16 protein-coding genes are annotated in these 24,112 nt (G+C 69.7%); 9 read left to right on the forward strand and 7 right to left on the reverse strand.

The genetic code is table 11. From position 1 onward, the window contains the following. Positions 1–196: 196 nt before the first annotated feature. Complete coding sequence (locus Vgi01_RS11410) at positions 197–508, reverse strand: DUF2610 domain-containing protein (protein WP_204290984.1); 312 nt, start codon at positions 506–508, stop codon at positions 197–199. Beyond that, entirely contained in the window at positions 505–879 is a 375-nt protein-coding gene (locus Vgi01_RS11415; protein WP_204290985.1) for a hypothetical protein, read from the reverse strand. Before Vgi01_RS11415 ends, Vgi01_RS11410 begins: the two co-directional genes overlap by 4 nt. 136 nt (positions 880–1,015) lie before the next feature. On the opposite strand from Vgi01_RS11415, the gene Vgi01_RS11420 reads away from it, so the two are divergent. Further along, complete coding sequence (locus tag Vgi01_RS11420) at positions 1,016–8,161, forward strand: NACHT domain-containing protein (protein ID WP_204290986.1); 7,146 nt, start codon at positions 1,016–1,018, stop codon at positions 8,159–8,161. Between the two features lie 63 nt (positions 8,162–8,224). On the opposite strand, the gene Vgi01_RS11425 is transcribed toward Vgi01_RS11420, so the two are convergent. Continuing rightward, a complete protein-coding gene (locus tag Vgi01_RS11425; RefSeq protein WP_204290987.1) occupies positions 8,225–9,124 on the reverse strand; it encodes an acetoacetate decarboxylase family protein in 900 nt (299 codons plus the stop codon). 392 nt (positions 9,125–9,516) lie between these two features. On the opposite strand from Vgi01_RS11425, the gene Vgi01_RS11430 reads away from it, so the two are divergent. From Vgi01_RS11430 to Vgi01_RS11440, 3 genes are all read left to right on the forward strand, one after another. Beyond that, complete coding sequence (locus Vgi01_RS11430) at positions 9,517–10,950, forward strand: endo-1,4-beta-xylanase (protein ID WP_204290988.1); 1,434 nt, start codon at positions 9,517–9,519, stop codon at positions 10,948–10,950. A gap of 47 nt (positions 10,951–10,997) precedes the next feature. Continuing rightward, positions 10,998–12,437, forward strand: a complete 1,440-nt coding sequence (locus Vgi01_RS11435) for a ricin-type beta-trefoil lectin domain protein (RefSeq protein WP_204290989.1) — start codon at positions 10,998–11,000, stop codon at positions 12,435–12,437. Positions 12,438–12,503: 66 nt separating this feature from the next. Then, entirely contained in the window at positions 12,504–15,194 is a 2,691-nt protein-coding gene (locus Vgi01_RS11440) for an RICIN domain-containing protein (RefSeq protein ID WP_204290990.1), read from the forward strand. An 87-nt stretch (positions 15,195–15,281) separates the two neighbouring features. Here the strand turns inward: Vgi01_RS11440 and Vgi01_RS11445 are convergent, their stop codons facing one another. Continuing rightward, the gene (locus Vgi01_RS11445) at positions 15,282–16,220 is read right to left on the reverse strand and encodes an oxidoreductase (protein ID WP_204290991.1); all 939 of its coding nucleotides are present in this window, start codon (positions 16,218–16,220) and stop codon (positions 15,282–15,284) included. A 553-nt stretch (positions 16,221–16,773) separates the two neighbouring features. On the opposite strand from Vgi01_RS11445, the gene Vgi01_RS11450 reads away from it, so the two are divergent. The 5 genes from Vgi01_RS11450 to Vgi01_RS11470 all read left to right on the forward strand — a co-directional run bounded on the left by Vgi01_RS11450 (position 16,774) and on the right by Vgi01_RS11470 (position 21,200). Then, a complete protein-coding gene (locus tag Vgi01_RS11450) occupies positions 16,774–17,748 on the forward strand; it encodes an ABC transporter substrate-binding protein (RefSeq protein ID WP_204290992.1) in 975 nt (324 codons plus the stop codon). Positions 17,749–17,820: 72 nt separating this feature from the next. Further along, on the forward strand, positions 17,821–18,621 hold the full coding sequence (locus Vgi01_RS11455) for an ABC transporter permease (protein WP_102656897.1): 801 nt from the start codon (positions 17,821–17,823) through the stop codon (positions 18,619–18,621). Then, complete coding sequence (locus tag Vgi01_RS11460) at positions 18,618–19,466, forward strand: ABC transporter permease (RefSeq protein WP_204290993.1); 849 nt, start codon at positions 18,618–18,620, stop codon at positions 19,464–19,466. The genes Vgi01_RS11455 and Vgi01_RS11460 overlap by 4 nt, the downstream gene beginning before the upstream one ends. Then, positions 19,459–20,271, forward strand: a complete 813-nt coding sequence (locus tag Vgi01_RS11465; RefSeq protein WP_204290994.1) for an ABC transporter ATP-binding protein — start codon at positions 19,459–19,461, stop codon at positions 20,269–20,271. The genes Vgi01_RS11460 and Vgi01_RS11465 overlap by 8 nt, the downstream gene beginning before the upstream one ends. 41 nt (positions 20,272–20,312) lie before the next feature. After that, a complete protein-coding gene (locus tag Vgi01_RS11470; RefSeq protein WP_013731949.1) occupies positions 20,313–21,200 on the forward strand; it encodes a PaaX family transcriptional regulator in 888 nt (295 codons plus the stop codon). Here Vgi01_RS11470 and Vgi01_RS11475 read toward each other — a convergent pair. The 3 genes from Vgi01_RS11475 to Vgi01_RS11485 all read right to left on the reverse strand — a co-directional run bounded on the left by Vgi01_RS11475 (position 21,124) and on the right by Vgi01_RS11485 (position 24,085). Beyond that, positions 21,124–22,650, reverse strand: a complete 1,527-nt coding sequence (locus Vgi01_RS11475; RefSeq protein WP_239088902.1) for an acyl-CoA synthetase — start codon at positions 22,648–22,650, stop codon at positions 21,124–21,126. The two genes, Vgi01_RS11470 and Vgi01_RS11475, sit on opposite strands and share 77 nt — an antisense overlap. 83 nt (positions 22,651–22,733) lie before the next feature. Then, positions 22,734–23,186, reverse strand: a complete 453-nt coding sequence (locus Vgi01_RS11480; protein ID WP_013731951.1) for a MaoC family dehydratase — start codon at positions 23,184–23,186, stop codon at positions 22,734–22,736. Positions 23,187–23,203: 17 nt separating this feature from the next. Beyond that, complete coding sequence (locus Vgi01_RS11485; protein ID WP_204290997.1) at positions 23,204–24,085, reverse strand: amidohydrolase family protein; 882 nt, start codon at positions 24,083–24,085, stop codon at positions 23,204–23,206. Between the last annotated feature and the right edge of the window lie 27 nt (positions 24,086–24,112).

The following is a 24,112-nucleotide window of genomic DNA, read 5'->3' on the forward strand; positions in this document are numbered from 1 at the left end:
AGTGAGTAGGATGCGCTGAGTTGCGGGAAGCTGATCAAGGCCTCGGTGGCGATGGCGAGCGGCGGTCGCCGGGGCTGAATCGCATCGGGACGCCTGGTGATGGACGGTCGAGGTCGTCGACTGACTTCAGAGCGCAGGGCTTGGGCAGGATTGAGAAGGACTGCGTTGGTGCGCCGCGGCCCCTTGTCTGTTCGGGTCAGGTGTCTGCGGAGTCGTTGTCAGCCTCGGTAGGGGCGGCGTCGGTCTCGTCCGTTGTTTCCGAGTTGCTGGTGGCCTGTTCCATCGCGTACGCGCACAGTTCCTCGAAGGAGACGTTGTTCTCCAGGGCGATCCTGAACAGCGTCTCGAACGCGTCCATCACCTCTACCGGTACCGATCCGCCGCGTACGCGTTGCAACCAGGCGGATTGTTGTTCCATCGGGTGGGTGCCGACTGCCGGCTCGCCGACGTAGAGGGGAAATGACGCGCGTGCCGTCCCGAACTGGCAGTCGATCATGAAGGATCTCACCGGGTTGACCCTCCGTCCGCTCGGACGTCGACCTGGCCGATGGTGCCGGTGTTCGCGATGTTGATGCCACCGGTGTTGTGCTGCTCGACCGTGCCGGTCTGCGGGAGTGGTGCAGGGGACTCGTCGATGCGGGGCGGGTCGTCCTGTTCGGCGGGAGGTGTTGGGTCCGCGTCGGTCGGTGTCTGCTGTCGGGTACGCGTCACGGCGATCGCAGCACTGACCACGGTGATCACGAACGCTCCCAGGCCGGCCCACCAACTCGCGCGTTCGAGCCCCTCGTCGACCAGGAAGATCACGCCGATGGCCAGCAGGATTGCACCCGCCAGCACATAGACGGTGACCCAACCGGCGGCCCGTCGACTACCCCACATGTCTCCATCGTGGCCTGTCACTTCACCAGCTGGGTAAGCCGTTCGGCCAGTAATGGTCGCGCCACGTATGGTTGTGCGGTCTCTGCGAGCCGGGTTTTCTGAAACGGTGACGCCGCCGCAGGATGACGTGCCACCCGTGAGCCAACCGCAGCAGCCGACCGGCGACGCTCTCGCCGGAGTGCTTCGCCAGCTGTCCGGCGGCACCACGGGCGCCACCGGGCAGGCCAACACGGGCGGCACGAACATCGCCAACAGCGGTGTCATCGAACGCCTCACGGTGGCGCTGTCGACAGCACCTCCGCAACCATCGACCACCGCCTTCGTCAGTTATCCGGAGAGCGACCGGGAATGGGTCGAGCAGTCGCTGCTGGCGGCGCTCGATCCGTTGCCCCTGCAACTCTTCTACTCCGGCGGTCACCTGAGTCAACCCGATGACTGGGAAATGGTGTACGCCGTCATGGACAAGGCGTCGCTGCTCATCGTGGTGGGTCGGGACAGTTCGGTGGTGCGTGACCGTCGGGTGCGCGACCAGGTCGCCTACTGGCTCGACAGCCATCCGGACCGCAGTGGGGTGGTGCTGGTCGGCCAGCCGGACAGTCGGCCCGAGGCGATCGACAGTCGGCTCGCCGGCCTGCCGATGGTCGCGATGCCGGTCGGCGAGGTGGCCGCGGCGTCGCGGGCCGCCGCCGACGACCGGCTGGTGCGGGCCATCCGTTTGACGCCGCGTGCCGAGCCGGTCGCCACCCGGGACCGGGTGGCCGACGAGGACGCGCTCGGCCCGGTACGCGACGCGTACCTGCGGTGGGTGTGCCGGACGCACAGCGTCATCGACACGGTCGTCGCCGGGGTGTCGGTGACGATGCCGCTGGCGCAGTGTCCGCCACCGGGACCGCTGGTCCGCGACGGTTCGTCCGGCCGGACCCGGATCACCGAACTCGACCACCTGCGTAGCCGGGCCCGTCAGGTGGACGGAGACGGCGGTACGACGCCGGACAGCGAGGCCGAGTTCTCGGTGCTCGCCGACCGGCCGCTGCCGACGTACCTGTCGCCGACCCGGTCGATCGACCGGCTCGACCTTTCCGGGCTGCCGGAACTGTCCCCGGCCCGACTGGCCGGCACCGTGTGGCGGGCGATCGTGCTCGGCGAGCCCGGCAGCGGCAAGAGCAGCATGGTGCGCAGGCTGGCGTACGACACCGCAGACCGACAGCTCGCCGACGACGGTGAACGTGACGAGGTACGGCGGTTGCCGGTGCTCTGCCGGGCCGCCGACCTAGCCGTCGGGCTGGCCGGTGCCGAGGAGTCGGCGGAGGGACTGGCCGCCCTCGCCATCCAGCTCGGCTGGGCCGGTGCGCTCCCGGCCGACCCGGTCAGCGGCGACCCGTTGCCGCCCGACGAGCTGGCCAGGCTCGCCCGGGTCGCGTTGCGTAGCCGACGACTGGTGCTGATCGTCGACGGTCTCGACGAAGTGCCCTCGCTGGCCGATCGTCGGTCCGTCGCCGCCGCCCTGGACGTCTTCGCCGCCTCCGGGGGTGTCCGGCTGGACCATCCCGCCCGGGCCCCCGGGAACCAGACCATCATCACCAGCCGGATCGCGGGCTACTACGCCGCCGCGCTCGGCGACCGGTTCGAGCAGTTCCTGATCGGCCCGCTCGACGGTGACGGGGCCGCCGCCGTCGTCGACTACTGGCTCGGCGGTTACTTCGCCCTCGCCCGGGTGCCCGAGCTGACCCAGGCGCAGCGTCGGACCGAGATCGATCAACTGATCACCGGCGGGGGCGCCGCCGTGTGGCAGCTCGCTGCCAACCCGTACCTGCTGGTGTCGTTGGTTTCGGTGGTGTTGTCCGGGCTTTCCGGGCGTCCCGGTGTGCGCGGCGACCGGTGGTTGCGGGTGGATCTCTACACCGCCATGGTCGAGCATGCGGTGCGACGGGGTGGGCTGCGTCTTCCCGACGTGCCGGTCGACACCCTGATCCGGCTTCAGGCTGCGGTCGCGTACCAGATGCACGACGTGTCGCGAAGTGGGCTCGTCGACCGCGCCACACTCACCCAGTTGTGCCGGCGGGCGCTGGAACTGCTCGGTGAACCGGCCCCGCCGGTCGCGGCCGAGCAGGTGGATCTGGTGATCGCCGGCATCGACCTGCTCACCGCCCGAGGGCAGGAGCTGTACGGGTTTCGGCACCTGACCGTGCAGGAGTACTTCGCGGGCCGGTGGCTGATCGATGCCGGCACGGTGGACGCGATCGTCACCGCCATCGGCGAGCGCCTCGGCGATCCGCGTTGGCTGGAAGCGGTCCGGCTCGCCCTCGGGCAGCTCAGTCGCGTCTCCGAACACGTCTTCGCGTCGGTGCTCGACAAGCTGCTCGCCGGACCCGGCAGACGACTGGCCGCCGAGATGCTCAGTCACAGCCTGGCCGACATCGCCGGGCTGCGCCGGCAACACCTGCGGGCCCTGGTCCAGGTGGCGGTGCAGACCGAGGCCGAGCTGACCGGCACCGTTGGCACGCTGCACCCGGACGGTGCGCGGATGCTGGAGCCGCTGCTGCGCTGGACGGTAAGCGTGCAGGGCGACACCGCACCTCGACTGCTCTGCGAAGCCCTCTGCGAGCACCTGCGCGACCCGGACCCGGCGATGGCGGCCGCCGCCGCCCGGCTGATCGACGCGTTACGCCTCGACGACCGGTCGGTGGTGCAGGCGCTGCTGGAGGCGCAGTACCGCGACAGCGCGGAACACGGCTGGCAGGTGACCCGGGCACTGCTCACCGTGCTGCATCGGCGGATGACCGCGATCGGTGGCGGTGACCCTGAGGCGGTCCGGTCCGGGCTGGATGCGGAACAACAGACCCTGGTCGACACGATGGTCAGGGCCGCGCCGCCGACGACCGCCGCAGGCAGCAGTCGACGCCGGGCCGGCATCCGTGCCGCCACCACGATCGGCGTACGCAACCAGATGCGGACTGCCCTGACGACTGAAGCGGTGCTGCGCGAGCGGGTGGGCAGTGACCTCGGTTGGCTGCGGGTGCTGCTCTGCCTCTACGGCGGCATCCCCTTCCTCGACATGATCCACTGGCTGCGCCGCCAGGACGAGGCGGTCTCGGTGTTCGCCGCGCCGACCAGCGGACCGGCGGAACGCTACCGGGCGGCGGTCCTGCTCGACACCCTCATCCGACCGGCGATCGCCGCCCGTGGCCCGCGTCCGGTGGCGTTCCGCCCGGAACAGATCGCGATCGACAGCCCGCTGACGGACCACCTGCTGACCTGGTTGCGGGCGGCCGTGCCCGGTCACGACCTGCCGGATCTGCTCGCCGGCATCCTCACCGATCGGCGAGCAGATCCGCAGGTACGTGGGGACGCCCTGGCCGCCTGGCTGGTGCTGGACACCGGTGAGGCTCAGGCCGGCGCCACGGCGCCGTTCGTCGAGGAAGACGTCGCCATTACGGAGGCGGTTCGGCGGCGGGCGCGGTGGCGGCTGGGGCGTACGGACATGCTGCTCAGCGACGCGCTCGCCGGTCTGAACCCGCTGGCGGCCGGTGCCGGGCTCGCCGGCGACGTGTTCGGGGACGCCGCGACCGACCTGTTCCGGGACGCCTTCACCGACGTGGTGCGCGCACTGTGGAGCGTCGGCACTCCGCGGCCTGACGGCGACTCGACGAGCCGGCCTCTGTCGGAGGAGTTGGCGCTGGCGGTCTGCGGGGCGAACGACGACAAGGAGTACGCCGTCGCCGTCACCCTCGACGTCAAGGGGCGGGACATGGTCAACGTCGCGGGCGGCCTGGCCTCGGCGCTGGCCGACGTGGCGCGGACCGCGTCCGTCGCCGCTGCCGGCACCGACGACTGGCGGCTCGACCCGCTCTCGCCTCCTGCAGGTGACCTTGCGGAGGCGCTGACGGTGCTCGCGGGTCTGCATCCCCGCTGGGGGTTCCTGCGGTGCTGGTGCCTGGATCGGCTCGCCGAGCAGATCATCGCGGAAGGATTCCGCACCGAGGCGGCCTGTCTGGCCCTGGAGGTGCTGGTCACCGACCCAGCCAGCGCCCGGCGCACCCTCGAACGCCTCGGCCCGGCGGCCGGCGCTGCCAGCGGCGGGGCCACGAGGGAGCACAGCGATCAGCACGAGGAGACAGGCGACGGCGAACCGCAGGTGGGCGAAGCACCGCTCGCCGGTAGCGGGCTACCGGCTGACCCGGTGGCGCTGTCCCGCCTCGACCGGTCGAGCGGACGGTCCCGATCCGCGTACGCCGAGCTTCGCGGCCGGATCCGGCTCGCGGCGCTGCTCGGCGAACGGTGGACCGTGCGTGTCCTCGACGAGGCGCTCGGCGGCCTGACCGACGCGCATCAGCGGCTGCGGGCCATCGAACTCGCGGTGGGGGAGCGGCTGGTCGCACCGGGCCCCGAGCTGCTGGAGCGGGCGGTGACCGCGGCCCGGCAGATCGATGGCCCCGCCGTACGCGCCAGTGCCCTGGCCCGGACCGCCCGGTGGACCGACCTGGGCACCGAAGAGGGACTGTTGCGCGAGGCGCTCGTCGCGCTGCGGGATGCGCCACCGGACGAGGTTGCCCGCGTGCTGTCTCTCCTGCCGCCGCCGACGAGCGACGAGACGCGGGCCCTGCGCCGACGGTGCGAGACGGTGTTGACCTCCCGTCGCCAACGCAGCATCGCCCGGGGCGACGCGGCGGGTGCGCTGCTCAGCCACGACCGGCTCGACCGGGACGCGGACACGGTGCAGGCCTGGGCCGCGCTCACCACGGCGATGCTGTGCCGACGTGGCCTGGACCTGCTCCGGGACACCGCGGGCCGGTTCACCTCGGAGCGCGCCGCATGGTCCGCCCTGTCCGACCCCGAGCGACGACCCGCCGCGCTCGCCGCCCTCCGCGCGCGGGCAGCAGCCGGTGTGACAGCCCTTCGGCTGGAGAAGGAGGCGGTGGCCGGCATCGACGCGCTGCTCGCCGCGCAGCAGGTCGACGACGCCGTGGAGTTGCTGGCCGCCAGCCGCGCCACCACTGCGGTGGCGCGCCTGCGTCGGTGGCGCGAGCATCCCCGGGCGGATCTGGCAGGTGTGGCGACACTGCTGGCGATCGAGTCCGGCGAACTGGATCCACCAGCCGTGGCCGGCCTGGCGGACCTGCTCCGCAGCGGCGACGACCGGATCCGGCTGCGCACCCGCACCGCCATCGCCTCGGTGTCCCGAGGCGGGCAGGGGCCACCGAGACTGCGGGCCAGCGTGCTCGGTGCGGAGTCGATAGTCGAACTCGTACGGCTGGTCTGCGCTGCGCGCGATCGCCACCCGCACCTGTACGGCGACCTGTGGTGGGCGCTTGCCGACATCGTGCACGACGCACCCGGCGTGCTGCGGTCGGCGCTGGACCTGCTCGCCGGGGAACCGGCTGCCCGGCGCCGGCTCCTCGTCGCCCTCCAGCACCTTCGCCTGCCGGTACTGGACATGCTGCTCGCCGAGTTGCCGCGGCTGCCCGACGAGGAGCAGATGGAGGTCCTGTGGGCGTTGCAGACCGTGGCCTGGACGCCGAGCCGCTTCGGGATGGAGGCCACCCGGCTGCGTCGGGCGGCCGGCGCGGCCCGACGGTGTGTCAACGAGAGCGGCGACGGGCCGGCGGCACAGGCGCTGCGCCTGCTCGGGCTGATCCTGCCGGTGACAGGTCTCTCCGTCGACGCGCTGCTCGGCGAGGCGCTCTCCGGTGACGGGCTGGCCGAAGCCGCCTGCGACGGCCTCGGGTTCCTGCTGCACCGGGCCCGGTGGGAGGCGCCGGAGCTGGATGCCGCGGAGGCGGTGACGGAGCTGTGGCTGCTCGCCCGCGATCCGCACGAACCGATCGCGGTCGCCGCGTTGACCGCGTTGGCCCGTGCCGGGGTGACCATCGAGGACGACGTCTCGATCGCGCCCGACCTCGTCCTGCGCGGCCTTGTCGGGGCCGTGGACCAGTTCGTGGTCGGTGACCAGTGGCATGCCGATCTGCGGCGGGCCGCACGGTTCGTGCTGCACGGTACCCCGGTGGGGGAGGGCACCGACCCGAACCCGTTGCTCGCGCTGCTGCTGGAGCAGGTCGTCGCGCAGGTTCTAAACCAGATCGAGGCACCCGACAGGCCATACCGGGAGGCTGGTGCCGACTACCTGTCCGTGCTGTACGCCGTGGCCGTGCAACAACCGGCAGCGCTGCGGGAGGCGGTCGCCGGTGAACCCCGGGACCTGCCCGCCCTGCTGCTGACGTTGCTCGGGCACGAGCCCGCGTGGGTGACCCGTAGCGTCGCCGGCGCGTTGCTGGCCATCCTCGGCGACGGTGACGCACCGTCGCTGCGGACGCTGCTGGACATGGCCTGGGACACCGACGCGGTCGGGGAGCGGGTGCTCGGGTCGTTCCGGTGGCTGGACCGGGTCACCGAGCAGGGCCTGGCGGAACTCGTCCAGGCCACCGCCGACCCGTTCGTCGCCCGGGCCTACTTCGCCGTCCAGATGCTCGCCGCGCTCGCGAAGCAGGGCGTGTTCGGGCCGGACGAGCAGCGGACCGCGTTGGCCGCGGTGGCCGGCGCGATCCGTCGTCCGGACGCCACCCGGCACGTCCTGCTCGAACGCGACGGCCGGATCAGCAGCTTGGGCACCCTGGCGGATGCCTGCCGACAGGCCATCGGCTGGATCGAGTCGGACCGGCGGTTGCGCGAGTCGGAGGCGGTCCACACCGGTGTGGTGCTTCCTGCCGCAGGCGTCAACGGGGAGCCCGTCACGCTGCGGCTCACCGGCGACGTGCCGATCGACCAGCCGGTCCGCTACCAGATCGACTATCTCCAGCAGACCGAGAACATCGAGCTGCCGGCCGCGCTGACCCAGCGACTCGGCGCGGTGACCGCTGCCGCCGCCGGGGCCAAGGTGCCGCTTGTCGCCCTGGTGCCGCCGGCTGCCGATCGTCCGGGCCGCGGATCCGAGGCGTCGCCAGTGACCGGGGAGCAGGATCAGGGGCGCCTGGCGGAAGCCGCGGCCGAGAGCAGCAGCGCAGCGTCCAGGGCGGCGCTGATGCTGATCGTGGGCCGGAACATGGCCGGTGAGGAGATATACAGCTATCTGCGGGTGTCGGAGCAGCAGATCGAGGATGTCCGGGCGGCGCTGGACTCCGGTGGGCCGTTCACGCCGGGGGACTTCGGGACGGTGGTCATCAGCGGCCGGGGCAAGCCCAGCGTCGAGGTGACCGAACTCGTCGGTGTACCCGACTTCCTGATCCAGTTCAACGAGCCCGCAGCGGCGGCGTCGACAGCCGCAGACCCTCCGGCCGAGACCGGGTAGTACCGGGAAGCACCGCGAGGCCGGACGCCGGCCGGAGCCCCGTGACCCCGGCCGGCGTGCGGGTCAGAGGATCCGCAGGTCCTTGACGGTGTACGAGAGCGAACCGCGGAAGCCGACACCCACCCGCAGCGGCGCCAGGTCGGCGAGTTCCTCGCGCGGTGCAGGCAGGAACCGCAGGTCGCCGGTGCCGACCCAGGTGTTCGCCATCCGCAGGCTGTCGAGCACCGACATGGTCAGCTCGTGGACCGGCGGCCGGTGGTGCTGCCCGGCCGCGAGCTGCGGGAAGTGCCGCAGGTTGACGATCGGCCGGGTCAGGGCCGGCAGTCGCTCGGCGGTCCGGTCCAGGGTGACTGTGGTTTCCGCCAGCCGGTGGCCGCCCGCGGAGAGCACGGCGGCGAAGCGGCCACCCTTGCCGACGACCGGACCGGCCAGGCTCTCGACCGCGAACGCCCGGGTCTGCTTGATCGCCCCGAGCTTCTTCGGGAAGCCCTGGACCCAGCCGCGGGCCAGCGACGAGTCGTTGTCGACCCAGATGAACGGGCACCAGGCCACCGGGGTGCCGCGCCAGTACGCGTCGAGCAGCACCAGGAACTCGGAGTACTGGCTGTAGGGCGGGTCCAGGTAGTCGTCGGTGCCCCCGTTGAACTGCCAGTCGATGAACACGCCGTACCCGTGGCCGGGGTTGACGGGGTCGGGATCGAGGCCGGTGGGCAGCGACGCGGCGGCCGCCTCCGGGCTGGTCCAGAACTCCGCGCCGACGGCGTCCCCGACGTAGTGCCACGGCGGTTTGCCGGCCAGGTTGGCCACTCCGCGTGCGCTGAGGGGCAGGGTGTAGCCCTTGAGTCGTTCCGGGTCGGTGACGGCCGCGGCAGCCGGCGATGCCGTCGCGGCGGTGCCGGCGAGGCCGACGGTCCCGCCCGCCAACGCGGCGAGCACGGTACGCCGCTGAAGGTTGTTCTCCACGCTTTCCTCCTGGAGATCGTCGTTCCACCCTGGACGACGACCGGTCCGGTCGGAATCTCATCGGCCGGCGGGGAAGTGTTGTAGATCATGCGCAGCGTTCCTGGTCGAGGCGTTGATCAGGATCGTTGCGTTATCGCTCACTCCAGCCGGCGCGACCGTGCTCGTGAGGTGCCGAGAGGGCTGCGCAACATTCAGCAGATGTCGATGATCATGATTAAGTTGAGTCGAGTATGCAGGACTTCTTGAGTGCGCCGAAACTTTGTGGCAATCTCAGCTTCATCGACGCTTAGCGTTCTCTCGTCTCCTGTGTCGCCCCGGTGGACGGTCTGAACCGGCTGGTGATGTTAGCGCTAACCCGTCGGAACTAGTCGACTCCGAGAGGGTGCTGGCACATGAATCTGGTACATCCGAGTGGTTCTCCACGACGCAGGCGGCTCATCACCGCGACGCTCCGCACGCTGGCTGCCGCCGCACTGGCGGCCGGCATGGTCCTGGCGCCTGTCACGGCCGCCAGCGCGGCCTCCACACTTGGCGCCTCGGCGGCGGAGAAGGGCCGCTACTTCGGCGCGGCGGTCGGTACCTACAAGTTCAACGACAACACGTACATGACGGTGCTGAACCGCGAGTTCAACAGCCTGGTCGCCGAGAACGAGATGAAGTGGGACGCGACCGAGCCGCAGCGCGGCGTGTTCAACTACAGCGCCGGTGACCGCATCGTCAGCCACGCACGGTCGCGGGGCATGAAGGTGCGCGGGCACACCCTGTTGTGGCACGCCCAGCAGCCCGGCTGGGCTCAGGGCCTGTCCGGCGGCGACCTGCGCAACGCCGCCATCAACCACGTCACCCAGGTGGCCAGCCACTTCCGGGGGCAGATCTACTCCTGGGACGTGGTGAACGAGGCGTTCGCCGACGGTGGCAGCGGCGCCCGACGTGACTCGAATTTGCAGCGCACCGGCAACGACTGGATCGAGGCGGCGTTCCGTGCCGCCCGGGCCGCCGACCCGAACGCCAAGCTCTGCTACAACGACTACAACACCGACGGGATCAACGCGAAGTCGACTGGCATCTACAACATGGTGCGCGACTTCAAGTCCCGCGGCGTGCCTATCGACTGCGTGGGCTTCCAGTCCCACCTGGGCACCACGCTTCCCGGTGACTACCAGGCCAACCTCCAGCGCTTCGCCGATCTGGGCCTGGACGTCGAGATCACCGAACTGGACATCACCCAGGGCGGAAACCAGGCCAACATGTACGGCGCCGTCACCCGCGCCTGCCTGGCGATCTCGCGTTGCACCGGCATCACCGTCTGGGGCGTACGGGACTGCGACTCCTGGCGTGGCGGCGACAACGCCCTGCTCTTCGACTGCGCGGGCAACAAGAAGGCCGCGTACAACGCCGTCCTCGACGCCCTCAACAGCGGCTCGAACCCGAACCCGAACCCGAACCCGACCGGCAACCGGCTGCGCAACGAGGCTTCCGGTCGATGCCTGGACGTCAACGGGGCAAGCTCGGCCAACGGATCACAAATGATCATCTGGGATTGCCACAGCAACGCCAATCAGCAGTTCACCCAGAACGGGCGGGCGTTGCAGGTGATGGGCAAGTGCCTGGACGTGCCGAGCAACGCCGGCACCGGGACCCGGGTGCAGATCTGGGACTGCAGCGGCGCGGTGAACCAGCAGTGGGTCTTCAACAGCAACGGCACGATCAGCAGCGCGCAGACCGGGTTGTGCCTGGACGTCAACGGCGCCGCCACCGCCAACGGCAGCGCGGTGATCGTGTGGAGCTGCCACGGCGGCGGCAACCAACGCTGGTCGAGGGCCTGATCTGACAAGTGGGCACGACGGTCGGCACCATGAAGAGGGGAACGACAATGGTCAGATCCCGTTCGAGTCGCTACCTGACCCGGTTACTCGCCTGCGCCATGGTCGCGCTCGGCGCGGTGCCGACCGCCGTGCTCGCCGGAGCCTCGCCTGCCGCCGCGGACACCACTGCGTTCCGCGGCGTCAACTGGGCCCGGCTGGGAGACAACTTCCACGGCGGACCGCTGGTCCTGCACGGGTTGAGCAGCTCCGACAGCTACGCCACGGTCCAGGCCAAGGCCAACGCCATCTACACCGGATTCCAGAACAACCTGGGCGCCAACACGGTCCGGCTGCCGATCAACACCTACACCGTCGGTACGAGCTGGTGGAACTCGTACACCGGCGCGATCGACGCCGCGACGGCGAAGGGTTTCAAGGTCGTCCTCTCCTACTGGGACGACGGGGTCGCTGCCAGCGGCGGCCGGATCGTCAACACGAGCGCCTTCAACACCATGTGGAACACCGTGGTCGCCCGGTACGGCGGCAACGACCTGGTCTACTTCGAGCCGATGAACGAGCCGGGCGGGCATTCCGCCGCCGACTGGGCCAACGTGGTCGTCAACTGGCTCGACGCCCGCCCGTCGATTCCCCGTGACCGCGTCTTCGTCAGCGGCGCCGGCCTGAACACCGACATCAGGTCGATGTGTGCCGACCGCCGGCTCGACGGGACGCTCGTATCGCTGCACCACTACACCTTCTTCAGCGGTGCGAAGAACTACGACCAGTGGGTGGCGTTTCTGCGGGACGCGATCGGTCCCTGCGCCGGGCGTACCGTCATGGACGAGTTCGGCGCGCCCATGGACACCGGGCTCAACTACCACGACGCCGCCAGCAGCGACAACTTCGTGCGCTACTTCCGCGCCACCACCGACGTGCTGCGGGAGTTGCGGATCGGCTCGATCTACTGGCCGGGCCTGGGCGGCAAGGTGACCGCAGGCCAGGGTGACGACTGGTACGCCATGCAGAAGCTGCACGGCACCGGCACCAACCTCACCCTGAGCACCCCCAACGCCAGCGGCCTCGATCGCCTCCGGTACGCCTGGGGCCTGACCGGCGGCGTCCCGGACCGGGTGAGCCGGCTCCGCAACGTCGGCACCGGGCAGTGCCTGGACATCCCCGGCGGCACCACCGCCAACATCCAGGTCCAGGTGTACGCCTGCAACACCAGCACAGCCCAACGTTGGACCGCGACGGCCGGTGGACAACTCACGGCGCTCGGCGGCCAGCGCTGCCTCGACGCGTACAACCGGGGGACGACAAACGGCACCGTCGTCGGCACGTACGTGTGCAACGGCGGCGACAACCAACGGTGGACGATCGGCGGCGACGGTTCGATCCGCAGCGCACTGTCCGGCCTCTGCCTGGACGTGAACACCACCACCCTGAAGGTCCAGCTCTGGGCCTGTTGGGGCGGCGACAACCAGAAGTGGCAGACAGAAAACATCTGACCAACACCCCCGGTTCGCATGGATGGCTCAGGCGGCGGCCGGTCGACGAAGGTGGGAAGGGCAGCAATGGGATCATTCGTTCGGGCCGGAAGACATCTGCTGCTGGCGGTGGGAGTGCTCGTCTCCGCTGTACTGCCTGCCGTGGTCGCCGATCAGGCGCCGGCTTCGGCGGCGACCCAGGCGACGTACTACGTCGCTCCGGGCGGCAACGACAGCAACGCGGGCACCCTCGCCGCACCATTTCGCACCGTGCAGCGCGCCCGGGACGCCGTTCGCGCGATAAATGCGAACATGACCGGCGACATCCAGGTCTTCCTGCGGGGCGGAACGTATCCGGTCAGCAGCACGATCGAGTTCGGGGCGAGCGACTCCGGCACCAACGGGTACCGGGTCAGCTATGCCGCCTACCCGGGCGAGACGCCGGTGCTTCAGGGCGGTGTGCAGGTCGCCGGCTGGACCCAGCACAGCGGCAACATCTGGAAGGCTCCGCTGGACCGGGCCAACAAGCTGCGGTCGCTCTACGTCAACGGCAAACGGGCCTTCATGGCGGCCAAGACCATCAACTCGGCGGGCTGTCACGGGTCGTACGCCATCACCGCGGGACAGGCCGACTGGGCCTGGGAATCCGGCTCGCAGTGCGCGGGCGCGCGATACAGCCAGGCGGATTTCCCGGCCGTGGCCGCGAACCAGGAGGACATCGAGATCGAGACGGCGACCACCTGGACCACCGCCATCGTGGGGGTTCGCCAGGTGATCACCGACGGATCCAACCGGGTGGCCCTGTTCCAGCAGCCCGGTGCCGCCATCGCCCAGGGAGCCTTCAACGGCAACGCCCAGATCAACGGCAGCCACAAGGTCATGAACGCGTACGAGTTCCTGGACGCGCCGGGCGAGTTCTACTTCGACAAGTCCAGCCGGACTGTCTACTACTACAAGGCGAGCAGCGAGAACATGGCGACCGCCTCGGTCTTCGCGCCGAACAATGTGGCCACCGTGCTGCGGATCGCCGGCACGTCGACAAGCAACCGGGCGCGGAACATCACGTTCTCCGGGCTCACCGTGGAGCACTCCGACTGGAACCTGGTGAACGTCGCCGGTTCGGTGTTCAAGCAGGCACAGCAGGGCAACCTGAGCGCCTTCGCGTACGCCCGGGGCAACTTCCACGTCTACCACTACCGCAACGTCGACCTGACTCCCGGCATCGTCCACCTGCAGAACGCCGACGGGATCCTGTTGGAGCGCAACCGCGTCCAGCACACCGGTGCCGACGGGATCAACATGGTCAACGACGTGATCAACACCCGGCTGATCGGGAACTACACCAACGACGTCGCGGGTACCGCGGTCAGCGTGGGTCATCCGCAGCACGTCTACATCGGTGACCACACGTCGAGCAACCGGGAGAAGTATTCGCCCCAGGTCGAGGGAGCGCCGCGGAACATCGAGATCAAGAACAACTACATCCATGACAGCGCGGTGTTGTTCAACGGACACGGCGCGGTCGCGGCCTACTTCGTCGATGCCCTCACCGTGCAGCACAACCGCATCGAGAAGGCCCCCTGGGCCGGCATCACCATGGGCTGGGGGTGGTGGAACTTCGACGGCTCATCGGGATCGATCGTGCCGAACCGGCCCACCACGACGGCGAAGAACAACACCATCAGCCACAACCACATCATCGACACCGTGCAGCGGCTCAGCGACACGGCGCCCATCTACACGTTGGGCAGCCAGCCGGGCACCGTCGTCAGCAACAACTATCTCCAGGGCGTTCCCGCCGGCCACAAGTACGGGCTCCACCCGGACGAAGGCTCGGCGTACATGACCTTCCGGGACAACGTCCTGAGCGTCGACAAGAACATCACCTGGATGATCAACTCGGACAACTTCGGGCGCAAGCACGACCTGACCATCACCCGGACGTACGGCCCGATCAACAAGGTCTCCGAGAAGAACCTGCCCAACAGCACAATCGACGACATCATCGTCTCCTCCGACTACGTGTGGCCGGCGGCGGCGTACCAGATCGCGGTGAACTCCGGGCCGGAGGAGTCGTTCCGCGACGTCGTCCAGGCCCGTGGGGTGCCGATGCAGGACCACGTCCTGCCGGCCAGCACGACCGCCGCCAGCGGCGTGACCTCGATTCCGATCCGCAGCACCGGGGACGCGGCCAGGAGCCTCTGGCTGGCCCCCTCCGGCACCACCAGCTTCACCGTCGGCCCGACGATGACCAGGGCGGACGGCAACGCCACAAGCATCGCGGTGCCCACGACCTCGGGCGACTACCGGCTCTACGTCGTCGACGCCCAGGGCAACCGGTCGGCCGAATCCGCGTCGATCGTGCGGCGGCAGGGCACCAGCAGCGGGCAGAACGTCCAGCTCGTGGGCGGCCAGTCGGGCCGTTGCATCGAGGTGCCCGGCGCGGCCACCGCCAACGGCACCCAGGTGCAACTCTGGGACTGCGGCGCCGGCACCCACCAGCGGTGGACCTACACCGCAGGCAAGCAGCTGACCGTGTACGGCAACAAGTGCCTGGACGCCTTCGGCAACGGCACGACGAACGGCACGGCAGTCATCATCTGGGACTGTCACGGCGGGCTCAACCAGCAGTGGAACGTCAACGCCGACGGCACCATCACCAGCGTCCAGTCCGGACTCTGTGTCGATGCCAACGGTGCCGCCACCGCCAACGGCACGAAGATCATTCTTTGGTCGTGCAACGGCGGCACGAACCAGCAGTGGAGTCGACGTAGCTGAGAACCGACCCGGGGGCCAGGCATCCTGCCTGGCCCCCGGGCCTCTGCTGGTCGACCGGTCCGGTGCGCCGCACCGGACCGGATCGGGTCACTCCGACTTGCCGAAGGCGTCGACGCCGGTCAACTCGGCCGAGAGCGCCCAGAGCCGCTCGGCCGCCTCGCGATCCTCGGGGCCGCCGAAGGTCTTGGCGACCTTGCACGCCTGAAGGTAGGCACCGCCGTCACCCGTCAGAGCCGGTGACGTCGCGGCCCAGACCTGGGTCGCGGCACCCTGCTCGGGGGCCCGGAACTCGGGCAGCAGCGCGGTGCCCTCCTCGTCGATCCAGCCGGCACCGACCATCTCCTCCTTGGAGAGGTGGCGCTGCAACGGCGTGAGGATGTAGCCGGGGTTCACCGAGAACGCCTGCACCCCGGCCGCCCGACCCAGCCGGTCCAGCTCGGCGGCGAAGAGAATGTTCGCCGACTTCGACTGGCTGTACGCCGCCCACTTGTCGTAGCCGTCGGTGAAGTGCACGTCGTCCCAGTTGATGCGGGGGGTCTCCCCGGCGCCGGAGGACAGCACGACGACGCGCGCGCCGCCGTCGGCGGTCAGGGCCGGCCAGAGCCGGTTGACCAGGGCGTAGTGCCCCAGGTGGTTGGTGGCGAACTGGGCCTCCCAGCCCGGACCGACCCGGGTCAGCGGGGTGGCCATGATCCCCGCGTTGTTGATCAGGATGTCGATGCTGCGGCCCGAGGCGAGGAACCTCTCGGCGAACGCCCGCACGCTGTCCAGATCTGCCAGGTCGAGCTCGTCGACCTCGACCCCGTCGATCCCCGCGACCGCCTCCCGCGCGACGTCCGTACGCCGGGCCGGGACGATGACCCGGGCGCCGGCGGCGGCGAGCGCACGGGTGGTTGCCAGACCCAGGCCCGAGTAGCCGCCGGTGACGATGGCGACCTTGCCGGAAAGGTCGATGCCGGCGAGCACCTCTGTCGCGGTGCTGTCGATGCCGAAGCTCAGGTCGTCATGCTTGTCAGAAACAGTCATCTTCCACTTCCGGTCGGGCACCACTGCTGCTGGCGCGGAGGGGTCAGGCAGGCGTCTCGACGCGGTGGAGCCGCTGGGTCAGGCTCGGATACAGCAGGCCCTGCAGGATGCCGATGCTGGCTGCCGGCGTCGACGTGAGCGTCACCAAGAGATGGAGCACCGTGAACTGTAGTCCAAAGGTGACTCCGTGGTGGGGTAGGCGTACGCGCAGGTGCGCTTGTCCTCGTCCAGGAACCGCTGACCCAGCGCGCGGTGTCCGCGAGGGGGTACGGCCGAAGTCCGTACAACTTCGGGGAAGGTGCTGCCTCGTCAGCCAGCGAGACAGCACTTTCCCCGAAACTGCCGCCAGGGCCGGGTGGGCGGGGCCTGGGGGGCGTCGTTGTTCAACTTATTCATGACGGGCGTCAGAATTTCTTGACTTCCGGTGCCGGGTGACTGACCATGGCCAACACAGCGACGTGACCTCTCACACAGTGGTAGGTCACCTGCAGATCCGTGGCATCCGCCGATTTCTGACGCACCCCACCACCCCCGCCCAGGAAGGGCCTCGTCAATGAAGAAGGTCATCGCACTCGGGCTGATCGCCGCCACCGCGATCGCCCTCACCGCATGTACTGATTCCGATGCGTCCTCCCCGTCCGACCCGGCCGACGGCGACCTGCGCCAGGTCCGGGTCGCGGCGTTGCCCATCACCGAGACCGCCGCGCTGTGGGGCGGCATCAAGGCGGGCATCTTCGCCAAGCGCGGCCTCAGCGTGGAGGTGCTGCCCGCCCAGGGTGGTGCGCAGGCGATTCCGGCACTGCTCAACGGCGACATCGACTTCGCGATCGGCCAGCCCTTCGGCCCGTTCCGGGCCGACCTCCAGGACCTCGGCGTGGTCATGATCGGCAACTACGCCTCCTCGTACGCCGAGGGTGACGACATCAACGCCGTGGTGGCCTCGGCGAAGTCCGGCATCACCCGGCCGGCCGAGCTGGCGGGTCGCCGGGTCGCGGTGAACAGCCTGGGCGCGGCGGGCGACGTGACGATCATGGCGGCGGTCGAGAAGGACGGCGGGGACCCGTCCACCATCAAGTTCGTCGAGGTCGCCTTCCCGGACGCCCCGGCGCAGTTGGAGGCCGGCAACATCGACGCGGCCTGGGTGCCGGAGCCGTTCGTCACGCAGCTGCGCAGCCGTGGCGACACCTTCATCGTGGCGCCCTACCAGGCGGTCGTGCCGGGTCTGACCACGCTGACCACGATCACCACCAAGGAGCGTACGGAGAAAGACGTCAAGCTCGTCGACGACTTCGCGGCGGCGATGAAGGAGACGCTCCAGTGGGCCCAGGACTCCGCCAACGAGACGGCGGTCCGGCAGGCCATCAAGGACAACCTGCAACTGCCGGAGCCGGTGGCGGATTCGGTGAAGCTGCCCGAGTTCGGCTGGGACCTTGACCGGACGAGCCTGCAGACGCTCGCGGAACTCGCCCAGAAGTACCGCGTGCTCGACAAGCAGCCGAACCTCGACCGGCTCATCCAGCAGAAGTAGCCCGCGATTGCCCGCCCTCCCCGGTGCCCGAGACCGGGGAGGGCGTCGCCGCCGCTTGTTCACGGGAGTGACATGGCTGTCCCATCCACCCGACGCCTGCGTGGGTTGCGCAAGGCGCTGCTGGGCCTCACCGGCCTGGCCGGATTCCTCGTCGTCTGGCAGCTGATCCCGACGCTGGGCCTGATCAACTCGCAGTACCTGCCGTACGTGACGGACGTGTTCGCGCGGCTGGCCGAGGAATCCGTCGACCTCGCGTTCTGGCGGCGGCTGGGGTCCACCATGAAGTCGTGGGCGATCGGACTGACGGTGGCCACGCTCGCCGCCGTGGTCCTCGGCACGGTCGTCGGTCTGGTGCCGTTCCTCCGGCGCGCCACGCACACGATGATCGAGTTCCTGCGGCCGATCCCGTCGGTGGCGTTGATCCCGTTGGCCGTGCTGATGTTCGGCATCCAGATGCAGGCCGCCCTCGTCATCATCATCTACGCGTCGTTCTGGCAGGTGTTCGTGCAGGTGATCTACGGGGTTGCCGACGTCGACGCGGTCGCCCGGGACACCGCCCGCAGCTTCGGTCTGACCCGTCGCGAACAGTTGACCCACCTGGTGCTGCCGACGGCCCTGCCGTACCTGATGACCGGGGTGCGGCTCGCCGCGGCGGTCGCGCTCATCCTGGCCATCACCGCGGAGATGGTGATCGGCAACCCCGGCCTCGGGCGGATGATCGAACTGTCCCGCTCCGCCGGGGACTCCGTCGGCCTGTACGCCTTCGTGGTGGTCACCGGCCTGCTCGGGCTCGCGGTCAACCTGGTCTTCCGGTTCGTCGAGCGGCGCACGTTGTCCTGGCACGAGTCGATCCGAGGGGAGCAGGCCCTGTGACCAAGCACCCTGACCGGATCGCCGTCGCCGAGCGCACGGCCGGGCCCGACGTCGCGCGTCGGCCCGGGGTCGGCTCCCGGATCGCGTCGAGTCTCGGCTACTCGCTCGGGCTGCCGATGCTGCTGCTGGTGGTGTGGGGACTGCTCGCGACGAGGTCGACGAACCGGTTCTTCCCCGATCCGCTGACCATCTTCGAAGCCTTCGTGGACACCTGGGTCGGGCCGGCGTTCGTCGAGGACGTGCTGCCCAGCCTGTACCGCCTCGGCCTCGGCATCACCGCCTCGATCGTGGTCGGCATCGCCGCCGGCACCATCATCGGCCTGGTGCAGTGGCTGCGCGAACTGCTCGAACCGCTGCTGGAGTTCTTCCGGGCCATCCCACCGCCGGTGCTGATCCCGGTGGTGATGCTGCTGCTCGGCATCACCGACACCATGAAGGTCGTGGTCATCGTCTCCGGCGCGGTCTGGCCGATCCTGCTGAACACCATCGAGGGCGTACGGGCCACCGACAGCGTGATGACCGAGACCGCCGAATCGTTCCAGGTCACCTGGTGGGAGCGGCTCTGGTTCCTGGTGCTGCCGGCGGCCAGCCCGCGCATCATGGCCGGGGTCCGGCAGGGCCTGTCGGTCGCGCTCATCCTGATGGTGATCTCGGAGATGTTCGCCTCGTCCGCCGGGCTCGGCTACCGCATCGCCTACTTCCAGCGCAACTACCTCATCGCCGAGATGTGGAGCGGAATCCTCCTGCTCGGTCTCGTCGGCGTCTTCCTCGCCGTCGTCTTCGGAATCGTCGAGCGGCGCGTGCTGCGCTGGTATCACGGACTCAGGGAGGTCAACCGTGCCTGACCGGAGCACCCTGCTGCGGGTGGAGCATCTGCGCAAGGTCTACGAATCGGCCACCGGCAACGTCGAGGCGATCGGGGACATCAGCTTCACGATGAACGCCGGTGAGCTGGTCTGCATCGTCGGGCCGTCCGGTTGTGGCAAGACCACGCTGCTGAAGTGCCTGGCCGGTCTGCTGCGCCCGACAAGTGGTGTGGTCGAGATGGACGGTGCGCCGGTGACCGGGCCGAGCCCGGCCATGGCTGTGGTGTTCCAGGAGTACGGCCGCAGCCTCTACCCGTGGCTGACCGTACGCGGGAACGTCGAGCTGCCGCTGCGGCACAAAAAGTTCAGCCGCGCCCAGCGGGAGAAGTTGGTCACCGACGCGCTTGTCGCGGTGGGGCTGGACCACGCCGCCCGCAGCCATCCGTGGCAGCTCTCCGGGGGCATGCAGCAACGGGTGGCGATCGCACGGGCCATCGCGTACCAACCCGAAGTCATGATCATGGATGAGCCGTTCGCGGCGGTCGACGCGCAGACCCGGGCGGACCTGGAGGACCTCGTCCGCGAGCTGCACACCAGCCGCAACATGTCGATCCTCTTCGTCACCCACGACATCGACGAGTCGGTTTACCTGGGAGAACGGGTTCTAGTATTGTCCAAGTCGCCGACCTGGGTACAAGAGGACCTCGCGATCGATCTGCCGCCTACGCGTGATCAGATCACCACCCGCGCCCTGCCCCGGTTCACCGAGCTGCGGACCCACGTCTACGACCAGATCCAGCGGGCCAAGCGTGGCAAGACTGTCGACGCGCAACCGGCGCGGTGACCGCTGCGGTCGCCACGACGGATTCGCCGAAAGGGAGGGCTGTGCGTAGCCGTCAGCCGAAGCAACTGCTGCTCGCCTTCTTCGGTGAGCATGTGGTCGACGCCGCCACCGGGCCGATCCGGGCCAGTGCCCTGATCAGTGTGCTGGAGCCGGCCGGCGTCGCCGCGCCGGCCACCCGCGCGACGCTCGACCGCCTGGTCGGCAGCGGCATCCTCGCCCGCACCAGGAACGGTCGGGAGACGCTGTTCTCGCTGACCGAGCACGGGGCGGCGGTGCTGCGCGAGGCGACGGACCGGGTCCGTGGCCCTCGGCCGTTCGACCCGCAGGGCAACGGGTGGACCCTTGTCACCTTCTCCATCCCCGAGGGGCAGCGGATGCTGCGGCACCGGCTGCGCTCGACCCTGACCTGGGAGGGGTTCGCGCCGATCCGGGACGGCCTGTGGCTCGCGCCCGGTGAGGTCGACCTCGCCGGGTCGTTGGAGCCGTTACGGCAGGACCTGCCACCGCACACCGTCATGGCGTTCCACGCCCGGGAGTTGGACGGCTTCCCGATCGGGGAGAGTGTGCGAGCCGCCTGGGACATCGAGGCGATCCGGCGCGAACACCTCGCCTTCATCGAGGTGTGGGACGACCCCGCCGCCGTGGCGCTGGCACCGAGCGCGCTGACCGTACGCACGATGCTTGTGGCGGACTGGCTGGCGTTGCTGCGCGCCGATCCCCGGCTGCCGGCCGAGTTCATGGACGAGCAGTGGCCGGCCACCCGGTCGGCGGAGACCTACCGCCGGATGCACGAGAAGCTGGCCGAGGCGTCCGCCGCGGAGTTCGCCGAACTCGTCGCCGCCCGCACCTCGGTCAGACGCCGAAACGGGCGCGCAGGTCCGCCTTCCGCACCTTCCCCGACGCCGTCCGCGGCAACTCGTCCACGATGATGACGTTCTTCGGCAGCTTGTAGCGCGCGAGCCGACCGTCGAGGTAGGCCCGTACGGCCTCGACGTCCACCGCCGCGCCGTCGCGTACCGTCACGATCGCCCACGGCACCTCGCCCCACCGTTCGTCGGGCACGCCGATGACCGCCGCCGCAGTGACCCCCTCCAACTCGCCGAGCAGTTGCTCGATCTCGGCGGGGTAGATGTTCTCCCCGCCGGAGATGATCATGTCTTTCAGGCGGCCGGAGATGTGCAGGTAGCCGTCGGAATCCAGGTAGCCGAGGTCGCCCGAGCGGAACCACCCGTCCGGGGTGAACGCGTCGGCGGTCGACTCGGGCAGCCCGTGGTAGCCGGGGAAGACGTTCGGCCCGGCGATCTCGATCTCACCGACGCTGCCGGTGGGTGCCGGCTCGCCGCTCACGTCGGTGATCCGTACCTCGGTGAAGAAGTGCGGCAACCCGACGCTGCCCTGCTTGGCGCGGGTCATGTCCGGCGGCAGCGAGGTGGCGCCCGGTGACGCCTCGGTCATCCCGTACCCCTGGGAGAACGACAACCCCCGCGCCTCGTACGCGTTGAGGATGCGCGGCGGCACCGCCGAACCCCCGCAGGTCAGCTTCGCCAGCGTGGACAGGTCGGTCGAGGCCCAGTCGGGATGGTCGGCCATCAGCTGGTACGTGGTCGGTACCCCGCTGAGCATGGTGACGCCGTGCCGTTCGATCTGGGCCAGCGCGCGCCCCGGCTCGAAGCCCTTCTCCAGCACCATCGTGGCGCCCTTGAGGATGACCGGAAGGGCCCCCATGCCCAGCGAGGCGACGTGGAACAGCGGCGAGATCATCAGTGCCACGTCGGTCGAGACGACGTCGTAGTCGACCACGCAGTTGATGGCGACCCACGTCAGGTTGCCGTGGGTCAGCACCGCGCCCTTGGCGCGGCCGGTGGTGCCGGAGGTGTAGACGATCGCCGCCGGGTCCCCGTGGTCGGTGGCGACAGGGCCGGCGGGATCGGTGGCAGCGGTGCGGGCCAGTCGCGCCAGCCCCGGCCGGTCCGCGTCGCCGTCACCGGTGATCACGACGTGCGGCGTCCGCGCGGCCGGCACGGCTGCGGCCACCCGGGACGCGAACTCGGGGTCGTGGATGAGCACCCGGGCACCGGAGTCGTCCAGGACGTGGGCGATCTCCGGTGCCGCGAGCCGGGTGTTGACCGGGACGAAGACGGCCCCCAACTGCGCCGCGCCGAACATCACCTGGAGGAACTCGGGACTGTTCTCACCCAGGTACGCGACCGCGTCGCCCTTGCCGACGCCCCGGTCGCGCAGCACGGCGGCGACCCGGTCGGTGGCGTCGGCAAGCTGGGCGTACGTCAACGTCGAGCCCTCGCCGTGGACGAGGGCGACCTTGTCGGGGGACTTGAGTCGACGCTTGGCCATCCAGACGCCGATTCCGTGCTGGTGCATCATCAGTCTCCTGGTGGTGGAGGTGGTGTGCTCACCCGGCCCGGCTGACCCCCCGCTCGGGCGTGAACCCTGTCAGCGCCGGCTCAGGCGTAGAAGCGGTACAGCCCACGGGCGACGACCGCCGGCTTGGTGCCGCCTTCGATCTCGATGGTCTGGTCGACGGCGATCTGGTAGCCACCCCGGACCTCGGTGACCTCGGCGATGGTGGCCCGCATGCGCACCCGGGAACCGACAGTGACCGGCGCCGGGAAGCGGACCTTGTCCAGGCCGTAGTTCACCTTCGTGGTCACCCCCTTGACCTCCAGCAGCTCGGTCCAGAAGGGAACGGCCAGCGAGAGGGTGAGGAAGCCGTGCGCGATCGGCGCGCCGAACGGGCCGGTCTTCGCCCGCTCCGGGTCGACGTGGATCCACTGGTGGTCGTCGGTGGCGTCGGCGAAGAGGTTCACCTGGTCCTGGGTGACCGTCCGGTACTCGGTGTAACCGAGGTCGGTGCCGGCGAGGTCGGCGAGCTGGTCGTAGGCGATGGTGGTCGTCATGGCGGTTCCTCTCGTCGTCACCGGGCAAGGCGCAGCAGGCGGGCCGCGTTGTCCTTGAGGATGCCCGGAAGCACGTCGGGCTTGAGGTCGGTGGCCGCCACATCGCGCAGCCAGCGGTCGGGGGTGATCAGTGGAAAGTCGGTGCCGAAGAGCACCCGGTGCTTGAGCATCGAGTTGGCGTAGCGCACCAACTCGGCCGGGAAGTACTTCGGGCTCCAACCGGACAGGTCGATCCAGGTGTTGTGCTTGTGGGTGGCCACCGACAGCGCTTCGTCCTGCCACGGCACCGACGGGTGGGCCATGATGATCTGCAGGTCCGGGAAGTCGGCGGCGATCGGGTCGAGCAGCATCGGGTTGGACAGCCCCAGCCGCAGACCGTAGCCGCCCGGGGTGCCCGCGCCGATGCCGGTCTGTCCGGTGTGGAAGATGGCGGGCAGGCCCGCGCGTTCGATCAGCGCCCACAGTGGTGCGTACTTCTCGTGGCTCGGGTCGAAACCCTGCACGGTGGGGTGGAACTTGAATCCGCGTACGCCCTCGTCATCGATCAGCCGGGCGGCGAGTTCGAGGGCCGCTTCGCCGGTGCGCGGGTCGACCGAGCCGAAGGGGATCAGCACGTCGGCGTGCTCGGCCGCGGCGCGGGCGATGTCGGCGCTGGACAACGGCGGATGCTTGAGCTGCGTACGGGCGTCGACGGTGAAGACGACGGCGGCCATGTTGCGCTCGCGGTAGTACTGCGCCACCGCGTCGACGGCGGGGCGCGGCCCGTCGGTGCGGAAGTACTTCGACACCGCCGCCACGAGTGGCTCGGGCAGCGAGGCGTGACCGTGGTCGTCGACCTCGATGTGGACGTGCATGTCGATCGCCGTGACGGCGTCGAGGTCGATCGCGGGCTGGTACATGAGGGGCACCTTCGTCGGGCGGGGTGG

The organism is Micromonospora gifhornensis (assembly GCF_016863515.1).
GTDB classification, from domain to species: domain Bacteria; phylum Actinomycetota; class Actinomycetes; order Mycobacteriales; family Micromonosporaceae; genus Micromonospora; species Micromonospora gifhornensis.